This window comes from Bartonella silvatica (assembly GCF_040545155.1).
Classification (GTDB): Bacteria; Pseudomonadota; Alphaproteobacteria; order Rhizobiales; family Rhizobiaceae; genus Bartonella; species Bartonella silvatica.
Genome location: NZ_JBEPLI010000002.1, coordinates 121,095 through 136,718 on the forward strand (window position 1 = coordinate 121,095; position 15,624 = coordinate 136,718).

14 protein-coding genes are annotated in these 15,624 nt (G+C 36.8%); 6 read left to right on the plus strand and 8 right to left on the minus strand.

Going from position 1 to position 15,624, the window contains the following annotated elements:
• Positions 1-131 precede the first annotated feature (131 nt).
• The 8 genes from ABID23_RS02215 to ABID23_RS02250 form a co-directional block, all read right to left on the minus strand.
• A complete protein-coding gene (locus ABID23_RS02215; RefSeq protein WP_354188889.1) occupies positions 132-725 on the minus strand; it encodes a beta-barrel domain-containing protein in 594 nt (197 codons plus the stop codon).
• Positions 726-791: 66 nt separating this feature from the next.
• On the minus strand, positions 792-1,358 hold the full coding sequence (locus ABID23_RS02220) for an HlyD family secretion protein (RefSeq protein WP_354188891.1): 567 nt from the start codon (positions 1,356-1,358) through the stop codon (positions 792-794).
• Complete coding sequence (locus tag ABID23_RS02225) at positions 1,351-1,932, minus strand: ATP-binding cassette domain-containing protein (RefSeq protein WP_354188893.1); 582 nt, start codon at positions 1,930-1,932, stop codon at positions 1,351-1,353. Before ABID23_RS02225 ends, ABID23_RS02220 begins: the two co-directional genes overlap by 8 nt.
• A 7-nt stretch (positions 1,933-1,939) precedes the next feature.
• The gene (locus tag ABID23_RS02230; protein ID WP_354188895.1) at positions 1,940-2,683 is read right to left on the minus strand and encodes an ABC transporter transmembrane domain-containing protein; all 744 of its coding nucleotides are present in this window, start codon (positions 2,681-2,683) and stop codon (positions 1,940-1,942) included.
• A gap of 1,200 nt (positions 2,684-3,883) precedes the next feature.
• Positions 3,884-4,669, minus strand: coding sequence for a DUF1499 domain-containing protein (locus tag ABID23_RS02235; RefSeq protein ID WP_354188897.1), 786 nt, complete (start codon positions 4,667-4,669; stop codon positions 3,884-3,886).
• A gap of 572 nt (positions 4,670-5,241) precedes the next feature.
• Positions 5,242-5,781, minus strand: a complete 540-nt coding sequence (locus tag ABID23_RS02240; RefSeq protein ID WP_354188899.1) for a DUF1254 domain-containing protein — start codon at positions 5,779-5,781, stop codon at positions 5,242-5,244.
• Complete coding sequence (locus ABID23_RS02245) at positions 5,774-6,370, minus strand: DUF1214 domain-containing protein (protein WP_354188901.1); 597 nt, start codon at positions 6,368-6,370, stop codon at positions 5,774-5,776. The genes ABID23_RS02240 and ABID23_RS02245 overlap by 8 nt, the downstream gene beginning before the upstream one ends.
• A gap of 18 nt (positions 6,371-6,388) precedes the next feature.
• A complete protein-coding gene (locus tag ABID23_RS02250; protein ID WP_354188903.1) occupies positions 6,389-8,539 on the minus strand; it encodes a transglycosylase domain-containing protein in 2,151 nt (716 codons plus the stop codon).
• A 314-nt stretch (positions 8,540-8,853) separates the two neighbouring features.
• Here ABID23_RS02250 and ABID23_RS02255 point away from each other — a divergent pair, with 314 nt between their 5' ends.
• From ABID23_RS02255 to ABID23_RS02280, 6 genes are all read left to right on the plus strand, one after another.
• Positions 8,854-9,090, plus strand: a complete 237-nt coding sequence (locus tag ABID23_RS02255; protein ID WP_354188905.1) for a hypothetical protein — start codon at positions 8,854-8,856, stop codon at positions 9,088-9,090.
• 15 nt (positions 9,091-9,105) lie between these two features.
• A complete protein-coding gene (locus ABID23_RS02260; protein WP_354188907.1) occupies positions 9,106-9,774 on the plus strand; it encodes a response regulator transcription factor in 669 nt (222 codons plus the stop codon).
• Complete coding sequence (locus ABID23_RS02265) at positions 9,771-11,180, plus strand: sensor histidine kinase (RefSeq protein ID WP_354188909.1); 1,410 nt, start codon at positions 9,771-9,773, stop codon at positions 11,178-11,180. Before ABID23_RS02260 ends, ABID23_RS02265 begins: the two co-directional genes overlap by 4 nt.
• 1,177 nt (positions 11,181-12,357) lie before the next feature.
• Positions 12,358-12,966, plus strand: coding sequence for a tetratricopeptide repeat protein (locus ABID23_RS02270; RefSeq protein ID WP_435521242.1), 609 nt, complete (start codon positions 12,358-12,360; stop codon positions 12,964-12,966).
• A gap of 187 nt (positions 12,967-13,153) precedes the next feature.
• A complete protein-coding gene (gene ccmE, locus ABID23_RS02275) occupies positions 13,154-13,633 on the plus strand; it encodes a cytochrome c maturation protein CcmE (RefSeq protein WP_354188913.1) in 480 nt (159 codons plus the stop codon).
• 7 nt (positions 13,634-13,640) lie between these two features.
• Positions 13,641-15,623 carry a heme lyase CcmF/NrfE family subunit gene (locus tag ABID23_RS02280; RefSeq protein ID WP_354188974.1) on the plus strand — a complete coding sequence of 661 codons (1,983 nt, stop codon included), beginning with the start codon at positions 13,641-13,643 and terminating at the stop codon, positions 15,621-15,623.
• Position 15,624 lies beyond the last annotated feature (1 nt).

The window sequence follows — 15,624 nt, forward strand, 5'->3', positions numbered from 1 at the left end:
TCTAAGAGGGTGCCGAATTTTCATTTATACACATTATCGTTCCTTTAAAGATTGTTCTAAAATTTTTGTGATAGGCTCAAAGAAATAAGAAATGAGATGACGTTTTGAAGTAATGACATCTGCTGTTACAGTCATGCCAGGGTAAATTTAAGCTCTTTGTGATTAAAATTGATGTGGCCTTGGTCGATTTTGATTAAAACAGCATAAACGCCATTAATTTCTTGAGCATGGCGGGTTGTTGCACCTACGTTTATAACGGTACCGTAGATAACGCCATAGCGTTCAGATGGAAAGGCAGAAAATTTTATGTAAGCATGTTGGCGTTTTTCTAAAAAACCAATATCTCGATTATCGAAAAATGCTTCAACAATGAGTCCACTTGTGTCAGGGACAATCTGCATTAGAGTTCTACCAGCTTCTACAAAGCCACCCAGAGTATGGATGCTTAAGTCATCTATGCGTCCATCAACGGGTGCATAAAGTGATAGATGGTCAAGACGATATTGACTGCTATCAAGTTTGGCTTTTAACCCTTGAAGAGAGAGTTGTGTTTCACGAGAAAGTTGTCGATATCGGGCAATTTCATCAGAAATAAGGCTTTGTCGTTGTTGGTGGAGAGCTTCTATTTCAGCATTATTTTCTTCTAAGCGTCTTTTATTGGCTAAAATTTCATGTTCTCCATTTTTAAAGTCATGTAAACGCTCTAGATAAAGAGAATGGCTCATGACTTTTGTTTCCATCAGGCTTTTTGCAGCTTTTCGTTTTTCTTGGCTTCGTTGCTGATCATCTTGTCATTTATCCAATTGCGCATATTGAATAGCACCACTACGCATGACGCGGTCAGCCTGTGCTTTCAATGTTTTTACTTTATCTTGTAGTGATTGAAGCGTTGCGCGGATGCGTTTTTCCCCTTCCATTTTTGCTGTTTTTCTGCTGGAATCAGGGACTTGCAGATAGGCGAGTCCTTTGGTCACAAAATCCTTATCCAAAGGATCACTTTCACTCAATGCTGTTAAAATAGCTGCAGCAATTTGTGCTTGAAGAGTTCGTTGTGCTATATCTGCTTGAATACGAGCGCGTTCATTGAGGGTTTCACGTTGATCTAATTGAATAAGAAGATCACCTTGATGAACGAATTGCCCTTCTTTCACGAGAACTTTCTCAATACGACCTGTGTTTTGTGTTTGAACTAGCTGGATATAGGTGGTGGGAATAATCGATCCTTGTCCACGGGCGACAATTTCTGTTTTTGTGATGAAGCTACCAACCACAATAAAGAGAAATAAAGCAATCAAGACAGCAATCACCATATGAAGGGTTAGTGACAAGGGGCGCAAGTGGGGTGTCTTATCAGCCATTTTTTGCCTCTAAATCAGTGAAGTTTAATATGGTTGCGTTCTGAGGAAAGAGATCGCGTTTGTGGGTAATGACAAGAACGATGTGCTCTTGTGAAAGTTTATATAAATGCTCAACAATTTGTGCGCTGACAGTGTCATCCAATGCGGAAGTGAGCTCATCCAAGATAATAAGTTGCGGTTTTATCAGAAAAAAACAAGCCAATGCCAAGCATTGGCGTTGTCCACCTGATAAAAAGTGACCTTGTTCGCCCACTTGGGTATGAAGCCCTTGGGGCAAGTGAGCAATGAGATCACAACAGGCACTCGCATGAAGTGCATCGTTGATTTCATCTTTGGTCGCATCTGGTTTGGCAAGAAGCATATTTTCAAGGATGGTTCCGGAAAAAAGGCAGGGGCTTTGGGGAAAATATGCGATTGTTTCACGCACGCTGCGGATATCAAAATTCTGTGGAGATTGGTTGTTAATCAATATCTGCCCACTTGTCGGAGGGTAGAGACTACAAAGGAGTTTGGCAAGAGTTGACTTTCCACAACTCGAAGGACCAAGCAACATAATAGGCTGATCCGGTTGCAAATAGAGATCAAAATGGTTGATAATTGATTTTTCTCCATAAAAAAACAGATATCCTTTGCTTCAAGATGGAGAACTTCGGTGAGTTGAAGAGGGGGCTTTTTTCTTTCCATTCCGATGGAGAGTTAAGAATATCACCCAAACGAAGGCGAGAGATTTTTAGGTGTTGCCATTCTTCCCATAAGGATGCAAGGCTTAAGATAGGACCAGAAACATTGCTGGCAAGGAGATGAAAGGCAATAAGTTGCCCGAGCGTGATCTGATTTTGCAGTACTGCTTGAGTACCAAAAAAGATAATAAAAATGGTGAAAAGATCGCCAAAAATATGGCTTAAAGCTCCACTTAAGAGATGAAATTTACTGGTTGTGAGGCTTTGATTGAGACTGCGCGCTAAAGTTTCTTGCATACGTATTGTATGGGCTGGCTCCTTTACATGTGCTTTGATGGCTTCAAGATTGGTAAAACTTTCAATAAGGCGTGATTGATGGGCTGCTCGTAGGGTGAAAGCATGGCGTAATTGGCGGCGCAAAAAGGGGATGACCAATGCTAAAGAGCTCATTTGTAATGGTAAAATAATGAGAACAATGAAGGTGAGTTGTGGACTGATGGAAAAGAGTGCGGTGAGGTAAATAATGACGAAGAGAACGTTCAGTACGGTTGTTGCAATGGTTCCCGTTAAAAAACCGCGAATTATATCAACTTCTCTAGTATGCGTAAACAACTCGCCCACTTGCCAATGGCGCAAAACAGGCAAGGAAAGACTTAAAAGATGGTTATAAATGCAACTCCCAAATTCCAGTGTAAGCCGATTGATTCAATAAGCTCCTAGGTAACCTGAGAGAGCACTAAGAGCTGTGCTAAACAGCATGATAGCAATCATAAGGATAACAATAGCATAGAGACTTTCAATGCGCTGGAATGGAAGCATACGGTTAATAATCGCTTGAAAAATAAAGGAGTTTACAAAGCCAAGTAAGCGTAAAACAGTAGAAACAAGACTAAGTTAATAACATAATAAATATATTTCTTGGTGGTTTTCGTAAACTAAGAGGAGGGGACAAATTTTTAAGATAAATGAGTTATTTAATTTTATGATTTTGCTCATAAAAACAAATTTTAACATTTCATATTTTGATATTATTGTAAATAATATTATTATTTAATAAAATAATATATTTTTTACTAGTTATTTTGGTAATTATTGTTAATATGGAGAGATTTTATTAATTTTATTGTAAATTTTTTACTTTTAATAATAAGTGTAATTACAATTATATATTATTTATTTTGTAAAAATAAATATAAAAATTATAATACAACAGAATATAAGAAAAATATATTATTATTTGTAATAAGTTTTGTATTGATAATAATTTTTATTATATTTTTTATGAGTGTATTCTATAATATTTAAGTTATTTAATAGTGTATTAAATGAAATATTAAACTATTTTAATTGTTAATATATTATTTGTAAAATTACATATCTTTAAAAATGTTTACTGATTGCAGTGAGATTGTGTCTTTAATATCAGCATTAGCATCAAGAGTTCTATTTTTTGTTTTTTAAGCTTTTTCATTGCTTCATGAGTGAGTCGTTTTTAGATTATTATATTTTGTGTAAAGATTGTTTTATTGTTATCGATCCATAAAAAGTGCTCAAAATTATAAAGTATTTTTTATCATTTCTTTGGGTTGAGTTTTACTTTTATTATAAAAAAACAAAACTGTAGAGAATTTTTTACTTGATGCTATAGCTCCTCAGCTTATGGAGAGGATTTTAAAAATAAGAATGCAAGTAAAATTAATTTTTATGCTATATAAGCTCTAGTACAATATTTCATTACACCCTATGTGTTAAGAAGTTGTTAACTCGGGGATGAGAATTGTTGGTGTATAGTTTTTGAGCAATAAGCAATTTTTATGAAATAAAATACATTATCTCTCTTGATTGTTATTCATCATCTTGCGGAAGAGGGAGGGAAGAAACTTCTGTATCCAGTGCTTCCATAAAATCAATAATAAATGCAGCATTAGACCCTAAATCTCTTGATAAATAGCGGGAAGCAGAACGCATATCAACGAAAGTTGTTTCACCTTCATCAGTTAAGCGTATCACAATGTCTGAAATAAAGCCGAGGTAAAACGTTTTTGCTATCGTTTCAATATAAATCTCATTTTCTTCATTTTTAAATTCTCTTTGAGCGACAACAGGCCAACCATAAGCCGCTAAAACATTGAGAACTGAATCACGAATAAGTTCAGGTGAACCATCATAACGACGACCTGACATTTCCGGCCATACTGACATTTGTAATGTTGATTGCGTCATCAAAACACTCTTAAGCGGTAAAGCATCATGGGGACGTATTGTGCGAAAAAAAGCTGGTGGTCTTTTGGTATCAGTAGAAACATCATGAAGAGCGGGTAAAGAAAACCATTTTCCCCAAAAGAACAATAATGGTGTGGCAGTGATTAACGAATAAATAATGCCTTTTAAAGCTTTCATTCCACCCAGAGCACCATATACCCACAAATTATAGAGTGCTTTGAGTGCGAAAAAAAGAGAAATGGCAACACAGCAGGACGAAATGATTATTAAAATGATGAAATCTACAACATTAATTACAGAAAAGCGTTGCAAAATTATTGAAAATAATAAAATCAAAAATGCTAATCCGCCAAAACGAGGGGACCACACTGCTGCCCTTGAGATTAAACGAGCATATTGTTTTCTCATCAACTTTTTCCTCTCAAATGTGTTCTCTAAGACAGCTTTTTTCAGATTTTCTTCTTAAAAGAAGCTCCTCGTTATACAACAAAAGTAAAGCACTTATTTTTGAGGTCAAGGATGCTTGTTAGGCATCAATTTACAATAATTATTGAGCTTGTTTATTGAGTAGCAATTATCACTATTTTTATAGTTTATCATATAATAAATTCAATTTTATGAGCAGAGTCATCTCATAAAAATAGATCCAGATAGAAAGCTCTAGAGTGACTGTAAGTCTGTTTATCGGGAGGTTTTCTTAGTGAATATGATATGATTATACGGATAGAGATTGTATTCTCTATCACATTTATAATGAATAGGCTGATTTTTATGTATTTTTTAGGTTTATCGTTCAATAGGAGATTGTTGTGGGGATCATGATAAATGATTTTTGATCTCAATAAAAAATGGGGTTGTTTAAAAGTTATAATGGCATTGCTTATTTTGATATTGGATGAACATTGAAAATAACCATTTTGATCTGTTTTATTCACTTTTATAGAGAAAAAGCATTTATACAATTGCCAATCAGTATATTTTTATTCATTCAATATGCGACAGCTTGCAGATAAAAAGAAAGCTTCACTTTCTTTCTTTGCAAGGTAAGAAGGGGCGAAGACACGTAAGAGTGCAAAACCTTTATCCAGATTTTTAGCGACTAAAACTGAATTGGCATTTCTTTTAAACTTTGATTTCTTAAGCTCTATGATTTGTATTGGTTTTCCGATGATAAGATTAAGTGTGGAATGAGGAGCTGTTCGGTCATTAAGGTTGTAGAAAATTATTCCGTCGTGTGTGTAGGCTGCGAGTGACCAAAATTGTGTTGTTTTCAAAGCCCTTAAATGAACAGGGCCATTTTCAAGGTCAAATCTGCAAACTTTAAGAAGAAAGAGCGGATCAGTCGTTTGCTGAATAGGGTTATGGGCATCTAAATCAACAAATTGATAAGGGACACCTGATTTTTTAAGTTCTGTCCATATATTATTTTGCGTCCAATAGGGTATGAGAAATAGAACGCAAATATGAACAATAATAGTGCCAATGATTGCAAGAAGTGCAACGTGAATGAATCTAATCACAGTTTATTTGTCCTGATGAAATTTGTTCTACCGATGGCATCGTAAGTTTTTGCAATGCCGTTGCAGAGATGATTGAGGTATCATAGAGGGTAAGAATGAGCCCGAATTCTTTTTGGCTAATTGTTGCAAGCCAATTACCGGTTTGCGGCGTTGGTGAGATGTGGATGCGTAATGAGCCATCACTTTCATAGATTATATTATCGGTGTAGAGTTCGAAAGGTATTTCTTTAGATGAAGTATACTGTTTGAGTGATTTGTCAGCTGTATAAAGGGTAAAAAGACGAGCTTCAGGGATGTGACCTTTAAGTAAATAACGGCAATGGGGGCGTAGTGGATGCCCGTTTTTATCTTTCCAAATTTGGAAAATGAGACCTTCTGTACGTCCAATTGAAATATCACCTTGTTTGGCAGCACGCGCGCGCGTGTAGGGATCCGTGTTGGATGTTCCTATTTGAGGGAAAGCTTTCCACTCTCCAATTGTGAAGCTTCCAAAATGATTAAAGGAACTGAGTACATAATTGACGCTGAGTGTTCCACATAAAATGGAAAAAGCAAAAATAAAAAAAGAGATCATAATGTTAACAAACATAATAGAATATTCTCGAGTTCAATGTTTTAAAGCTTCCATAGTTTTTAGCTTCAAGGAGATTGCAGATGTTTTTTTCAGATCGCTATTAATCATACGAATAATATTCAATGTTTCAGGTGATGGGGTATAACGTATTTCAGATACAAGTTCAGAGTCATTGTGGGAGGGGGGCGTGGGTGGTTGATAAGGAAGGAGAGAATTTTCAACACCATAGAGTTGTTTGAGCATGATATTCTGATGGGCAGAAAGCATGATGCTGTGCCATATCATGGCAGGAACGCCGCCACCAAAGGCACGATTCATTGGAGAAAAATCATCATTTCCCATCCATACGGCTCCAGTATAATTACCTGTAAAGCCTACAAACCATGCATCGCGATAGGATTGTGATGTTCCCGTTTTTCCAGCAACAAGCGTCATGGGTAGAGCTGCACGTTTGCCGGATCCTCTTGTTGTAACGCCAACCATCATTTGGTTCATATAAGCAGCTGATTGTTCACTGAGGACTCGATGGAGTTTATGATCGCTATGTTCAAAGCCCCACACGATATGTCCATCTATGGTTCGTATTTGCGTGAAACCATGGCGATTTCCAGCTATCCCCCCATTGGCAAAGACATTAAAACCAGTTGCTTGATCCATAGGTGTCATATTGGATGTGCCAAGAACCATAGTTTTGTGTGATAAGATATGTGCGTTGATGCCCATATTTTTGATCAGATCTATGATGGGTTGCGTATCACGGTGAAGATATTGATAGGTAAGATAGACAGGTACGGTATTGATGGAAAAAGCCAAAGCTGTTGCTAGATCAATTTTACCAAGATAGCGACCAGAGTTATTTTTAGGTGACCAACCTCCCCAATTGATGGGAGCATCTAAGACGACTGTTGAGGGAGACAGCCCATGTTCCATTGCGGCTGCGTAAACATAAGGTTTGAATGAAGAGCCAGGTTGTCTGCCGCCTTGTGTTGCTCTATTAAATTGGCTTTTGTTATAATCTACGCCTCCAACAATTGCACGCACAGCGCCATTATTGTCGAGTATGACAGTTGCAGCTTGTGTAACACGGTATTGTTGACCATATTGCTGTAAGTAATATGCGATTGATTCTTCTGCTACTTTTTGAATGTCTGGATCGAGAGTTGTTTGAATAATTAAATTATGACTTGGAAGTTGGTCACCCATTTTTTTAATTTCATTAAATGCCCAATCTAGAAAATAGTTAGGTTGAGTATTTTTGATTTGTGGAAGTGCCTTAGCAGGATGACGATGCGCGTTGATAATTTGGCTTTCAGTCATAAAGCCGCTGTTAACAAGATTAGCCAGCACCACATTAGCGCGTGTTTGGGCAGAAAATAGGTGACGATGAGGAGCATATTTGGTTGGGGCTTTGAAAAGCCCTGCTAACATAGCAGATTCGCTCAGCGATATATGACGTATGTTTTTTCCAAAATAAAACTTTGCAGCTGCTGCAATTCCAAAATTATTGCCTCCCATATAGGCACGGTCAAGATAAAGCTGTAAAATTTGTTTTTTGCTGAAGTTTGCCTCGAGCCAAAGGGCAAGATAAGCTTCTTTTATTTTGCGTGTTATGGTTCTCTCGTTTGTTAAGAACAAATTTTTAGCCAATTGTTGTGTGAGAGTTGAGCCACCTTGAACTACACTCTTGGCTTGCATATTCTGTGAGATCGCTCGCGTGAGCCCTTGTAAGTCAATCCCCCAGTGATCAAAGAAACGACGGTCTTCTGTCGCGAGAACAGCTTTAATAACATAATCAGGCATTTCTTCAACTGGGACGGATACAGCTGGTAGTGCACCGCGGTGGCCGATAGGGTTTCCATAACGATCTAAAAAAAGAATGGCAAAATTTTTAGACAGATACCAATCTTTTTTGGTTAATTGAAAAACGGAAATACCAATAATGGTAAAAATGGTAAAGCCAATTAATCCTAATGTCAGGGTCTCATCAAGAATTTCGACTATAAAGCGTTTCCATCCTTGGACATGAAAATATTGTGAGATAATTTTTGCTTTGTTCCAGAAGAAGCTATTGGCTGAGCGAATACGATAAAGTGCCGTGTCAAACAGTGCATCTAATTCAATGAGTGCTGGACTGTGAAATGGCTTATGACGTTGTATTTTCTTTTTTTTTAAAAAATGAAACATTTCAAGAGAGTCTATGGCAAAGGAAAATGCAACCAAACAAATTTATAATCACTATATGGAGCGAAAGTAGTTTTTTGCCAGAGCAAAAAGAAAAGAGTTTCTTTAGGATGATAGTCACTTTGTTATCATAGATAGAGTTTTTATGCTTAAAAAGTTCTCTTTCAATTGTTGAAAAATATTTTATTTTGAAATTTCTAAACTTAGGGGTATTATTCGCTTGTTACTCTATATTTAAAGGAAATATGTTATTTTCTATGCATGACTTTTGAAAAAAACCAAAAAACATGGTTCATTTTGTATGAAATGGGATATCTATGGTGAAGAGCGTTTTTTTGTTTTTGATAATAGCAAGTTTTGGGTGGGTAGATTCCGTTTTAGCCGCTGGCTGTGCTAAAGTAGGAAAAGAGGTTGCTGCGCAAGAGAATGGGGTCTTCGTAAATTCTAAATCCATTGTTCAGGACGGGCGGGATATGTGTATGATTGTGGTTGTTGTGCCAGCCCGTAATGGTGAAAAGCTGCGCCGTGTGGAGGTTTTGATGCCTGCTGATTAGGGGGGGTGATGTTGGATGCGTATTTTAATTGTTGAAGATGATCGCAATCTCAATCGCCAATTGGCAGAAGCTGTAAAGAGTGCAGGGTATATTTCAGATAGTGCTTTTGATGGTGAAGAGGCTTATTTTTTAGGGAGCACAGAATCTTATGATGCTGTGATACTTGATATTGGTTTGCCACATATAGATGGAATTCGCGTTGTTGAAAAGTGGCGTCAAGAAGGATACAGTGTGCCTGTTTTGATCCTAACAGCACGGGATCGTTGGTCTGATAGGGTGCGTGGTATTGATGCAGGTGCTGATGATTATGTCGTGAAGCCATTTCATTTGGAAGAAGTGATGGCGCGGTTGCGGGCATTAATTCGGCGAGCTTCTGGCCATGCGACAAGCACGTTATCCTGTGGGCCTGTTTTGTTGGATACTAAAACTTCTCGTGTTTTTGTTGATGATCAACTGATTAAGTTAACATCTTATGAATTTAGACTTCTTTCATATCTCATGCATCATCGTGATAGGGTCATTTCAAAGACGGAGCTCACTGAACATCTTTATGATCAGGATTTTGACAAGGATTCGAATACGGTTGAGGTCTTTGTCGGTCGGTTGCGTAAAAAGCTCGGGGTAGATTTGATTGAGACTATTCGAGGAATGGGCTATCGCTTGAGAGCACTGGGTGATGAATGAGTGTTTTAAAAAGGAGTGGCGGATTTAAGAGACTGTTTTTTTTCGTTAGGCGGTCTCTCAGTTTACGTGTTATAATTTTATCAACCTTATGGGTTGTTATTTCTCTTTCCTCAATTTCTGCAGTAAGTATCTTATTTTATAGGCGCTCAAGTGAACAAAATTTAGAACGTATCCTTTCTACTCAGCTTTATAGTCTTATTGCAACAGTAACAGTGTCACCAGAGGGACGTTTGAAGGAAAGTGTTGGGATTGATGATATTCGATATTCAGATCCAGCAACGGGGTGGTATTGGGAAGTTGTTGCTCTATCAGACAATCTAAAAGGAAGATTAACATCTCCATCATTGGGAACAGGGAAAATATTTTCACCAAGTGATGTCGATATACCTTTTGATAATAAATTCTTTCGCTCTTATCGGATAAAGGGGAATGGTGGTCAGGCATTACAAGTGATTGAAAGTGATGTGGTTCTTGATAATCAAAATCACGTTGCACGGTTTCGTCTTATTGGAAATATTGATGAAGCACATGCACAAGTGCGGGAATTTACACAGACTTTACAAATTTTTCTTTGGAGTTTTGGTGTAGGGAGTGTTCTGGTTAATATTGCTATCATTTTCTTTAGTTTTCAACCCTTGAAGCTTATTCGACGCGCATTGAATGACATTCGAGAAGGCAGAGTTCATTACGTGAAGACCGATTTGGTAAGTGAGGTTATGCCGCTAGCACAAGAAATGAATGCTCTTATCAATAATAATCAGCGTATTATTGAACGGTTTCGCACACAGGTTGGTAATCTTGCTCATTCATTAAAGACTCCCTTGTCAGTCATTATAAATGAGGTTGATAAAATGTATGGAGAACAGGCTCTTTTATTAAAAGAGCAAACACAAACAATGCAAGCTCAAATCAATCATTATCTTCAACGTGCGCGGATTGCAGCACAACGCGATAGTGTCGTTTATCATACATCTGTTCGCAAAGTGGTTGAGCGTTTAGTCCGCGTTATGCAAAAGTTGACCCCTGAAAAGCAGTTTCAATTTGCTATGAATGTTGATGATATTATTTTTTCTGGCGAGAGAGAAGATTTAGAGGAAGCTTTAGGGAATTTGATTGAAAATGCTGCTCAATGGGCACGTACAAAAGTTCTCATTTCTTGTGATTTAGATGCATCTCTTAAAAAGACAGGATTTTTTAGTATTTTTATAGAAGATGATGGACCTGGTTTAACAGAGGATAAAATTGCTGAAGCATTAAAAAGAGGGCGCCGGTTTGATGAAAGTAAGCCGGGAACAGGTTTAGGGTTAGCGATTGTTTCAGATACGGTTCACGAATATGGTGGAGATCTTTTTTTATCGCGTTCTAAATTGGGTGGGGTATGTGCAAAAATTATCTTGCCAAGATAAAGTGCACAACTTTATAAAAATCTTTGAGTTTCGATCTTTTCTAAGATTAAGTTTATCGTTGATAACTTAATGCGCTTTGTTAAGGCAATTTTATCATGAAAAGAGATTACTCTTACTATCTAATTGAGAAAATATGTAAAAAATGCGTGTATTCATTATACACTTCAAGATATGAAGATTATGCTTATTAAAGGGATATTTATGAGGTATTTTGATGCATATTTCGAAAAAAGGGCAATGATTTTTGATGCTGAGCTCGTTAATGGAAAGATGATATCTCTTAGAATAATAAACTGATTTATAATAAGTTATCATGTTTTACGTTGAGTGCTATCTAAAGATATTAGAAGTTTTATTTATATTGTAGCCAATAAAATTGTTTTCTTACACACTACAGACGGGATGGCATGTGAGGTAAAAATGTTTTAGAAAAAGCTCAAAATACTTCTTATGAGGCTGTTTCATTGTAAGAATTAGGGTAATACGATAAGTTAGAAAATGTCATAATGACGCTGATTTGTGTCTTGCATAAGTAAGGGCGGTACTTAATGATTTTTACGGTCTATTATTTATAGGGAATGTCGTGGAATAGCTTGGGAATCATGATGGGATGTTTTTTTTAATAAGTGTAGAAATTTACAACACTACGACGTACTGTTTTATATGAGAGACATGAAGCGATTAAAGATAGTACATTTTTAAAAAGGTTGTGTTGCACGCAGAAAGATTTGATAAAAATATAGTAAAGGCGCTGTAATTTCTTATTCTAAGACCAATCGCTCTCTTTTTTAGACATATTTTTTGAAACTTGTAAGCATTTGGCGGTATTTTTACACACTATAGAAGGTCATGGTTGTTTCAACATTTTGGTAGAGATATATATTTTAGGTTAATTGAAAGATGGAAGTAAAGTTTTTATTCTTGTGTTAGCTATAGGAAGATGAATGATAAATTTTATAGAACTGTCTGTGACGAGAATAGGGTTTTCTTGTTTTCGAGAAAAGAGTAAATGAGCTGTGTTTTTTGATGTCCATATTGATATGAAAATGATATGCTATTTTTGATTTTGGTAATATTTTTTTTCATTTTTCTGGTGCGTATTCTCTTTCTTTCGCTCTGTAACTATGGAGCAGAAAAAAATTGGAAAGCTCATACTATTTGTGATCATAGGAGTTGTATGTATGCGACTGGGTGGGATGAGACATACAAGCATTATAAAAGTAGGCATATTTTAAAAGCTTTAAGTATTTTGTTTGTCCCTCTTATGACTTGGAGTATTTATGGTGTGACAGGCAGTCCAGAAGTTAAAAGCTATTTTTTTAGCGAATTAATGGATAAGAATCCAAAGATGCTCAGTAAACGTGAACAGCTTGTTCGTTTGCAAGTGCTTTTTTTTCGTTCACCTTATGATGGAAAGTTAGCGGATGCACTGGCAGTAGGATATCTTGAAGAAGGCTATTTTCAGGATGCTGTGAACGTGTATTTAGATGCATTGCGTTTAAATGGAGAAACAGCTCCAAGGCTTGTCGGATATGGGTTGGCACTGATTGGTTATGAGGAGGGGATGATAACACAAGAAGCACAAAATGCTTTTCAGAAAGCTGTCGATTTAGCACCCAATGATTTTTATCCTCGTTTATTACTCGCTGAAGCGTTTCATCAGGCGGGAGAGACTAGGAAGGCAATACAGTTTTTAAAAAACTTTCTTGATATAATGCCGGAGAACTTTACAGGACGATCACGTATTGAAACCATGATCACTCAGTTACGTGATGCATCCGATTAGAATCTTAAGAAAAGTGATTTTAGCCAATTTAGATTATTAAATAAAAAGTGGTATTGGAGAGTGGCTAAAATATTAGATAAAAAGTTGCACCCTTATGCGAGATATGCCAAGCTTTTTGAAGGGGAAGGGATGTGAATAATAAATATTTATATACCACAATTTATAAGAGAGCTTCTATCGAGTGTCTATGAAGAAACAATCACTCTATAATCCTCCTTCATTGAGAGTCATTTCAAAGCAGAGAAGAAAAAAGCGGCTGTTGATCGTTATATGGTGTTTTTTCATTATAGCAATTGCAATAAGCCTTATTATGTATGCAATGCGTCATGCAATCAGTTTTTTTCGGATGCCTTCTGAAATTACAAGAGAGGATATTTTAACGGGACGTCCTTTGCGTTTAGGTGGTTTTGTTGAAAAAGGAACAGTTGAATATATCGGAGAAATGGGGGTTATTTTTTTTGTAACGGATAACAAAAAACATGAAAAAGTGATTTATCGTGGTGTCTTACCAGATCTTTTTCGTGCAGGTCAGGGAGTTATTGTAGAAGGATATTTCGATAAACAAGGTCTTTTTATAGCTACACGTATTTTAGCGAAACATGATGAGACCTATATGTCTAAAGAAACAGCTGATCGTTTGAACAAACATCATGATTTGGAGAAATAACGCAATTGTGCTTGTAGAACTGGGTCATATTTTTTTATCTGCAGCTTTTTCCGTGAGTTTATTAGCGGCTTTTTTACCTGTTTTCGGTTTTTTACGGAGAGAGCAATCGTTAATGCAAACAGTTGTTCCTCTCACATATATTAATTTTATATTATTATTCTTATCTTTTTTGATTATCGTTCATGCTTATGTTGTATCTGACTTTTCGGTTTTGAATGTTGTTGAAAACTCTCATTCAGAAAAACCGATGCTGTATAAAATTACTGGTGTTTGGGGCAATCATGAAGGGTCTATGCTGTTATGGGTCTTAAGTCTTGCTTTTTTTAGTACATTGATGGCATTGTTTGGCCAAAACTTACCGGGACAGTTTAAGGCACTTATTTTAAGTTGCCAAAGTTGGATTACAAGCGCTTTTCTTTTATTTATTCTTTTTATGTCCAACCCATTTTTGCGTGTTAATCCACCGGCATTGCAGGGAAAAGATCTTAATCCCCTTTTACAGGACATGGCATTAGCAATTCATCCACCACTTCTTTATTTAGGTTATGTTGGTTTTTCACTTTGTTTTTCTTTTGCAATCGCTGCATTGATTGTAGGGCATGTTGATAGACTTTGGGCGTATTGGGTTCGTCCTTGGCTTCTACTTTCTTGGTGTTTTTTGACATTGGGTATTATGGTTGGATCCTATTGGGCTTATTATGAGTTAGGATGGGGTGGCTATTGGTTTTGGGATCCCGTTGAAAATGTTTCTTTTATGCCTTGGCTTTCGGGAACGGCTTTTTTGCATTCTGCACTTGTTCTTGAAAAGCGAGAGACATTAAAAAGCTGGACTTTATTTTTAGCTATTCTGACTTTTTCTCTTTCTCTTATGGGGACTTTTCTTGTTCGTTCTGGTCTTTTGATATCGGTTCATAGTTTTGCTGTTGATCCAGCGCGCGGACGAGCAATTCTTGCACTTTTATTCTTCTTCACAGGAGGAGCTTTTTTGCTTTTTGCTTTGCGCACTCCTGCTTTTCAAACAGGCAAATTATTTCAGCCAATTTCACGTGAAAGTTTTATTATTTTAAATAATTTATTACTCACAACAATAACAGCAACGGTATTGATTGGGACTCTTTATCCTTATTTGATCGAGACATTTACAGGGCAAAAAATCTCTGTCGGTGCCGCTTTTTTTAATCTTACCTGTGGACCTTTAATGGTACTATTGTTGTTATTGGTTCCATTGGGACCCATGATAGCGTGGAAGCAGGGTGATTTTCTAGCCGTTATTGAACGGCTAGGATTTGTTCTTGTGTTGGTTTGTGCGGTCTGTTTTATCACATTTTACGTGGTATCTGTGCGTAATATTTTTGCCATTTTGGGCATTGGGGTTTCGGTTTTTGTTTTCTTTGGCAGTTTAGCTGATCTTTGGGAAAAGAGTGGACACAAAAAAATTGCTTTTAGGCGGCGGATTCAAAGATTTATTGGGTTACCATGGTCTGTTTTTGGTACGGCAATGGCTCATATGGGAGTAGGCATTACATTATTTGGTATTGTCTGTGGGGCAACTTTTGGGCAAGAGCGTATTCTCACCATGCGTATAGGAGATATGGTAACGATAGCGGGAAAAACTCTCCATTTGGATGAAATACGCGATGGTGCTGGTCCAAATTATTCTGAAACGAGATTTTATTTCACAATATATGAAGATAAAAACGTTATGTATCGTGTCACAGCATCAAAGCGGTTTTATTCAAGTCAAAATACGTTAACAACAGAAGTCGGTATTAAAACGCATGGCTTATCTCAGTTATATATTGCACCAGGACGTATAGATATACGAGGACTTGTTTTACATATATGGTGGAAGCCTTACATAATATGTGTTTGGTTAGGAGCCTTGATGATGGCTATGGGGGGATGTTTTTCCCTTTTGGGATATCGGTTCCACATTGAGAGACATAGCAGAAGGGTACTTTTTGCCTCAAACTTTCTGAAAAGGCATTGAG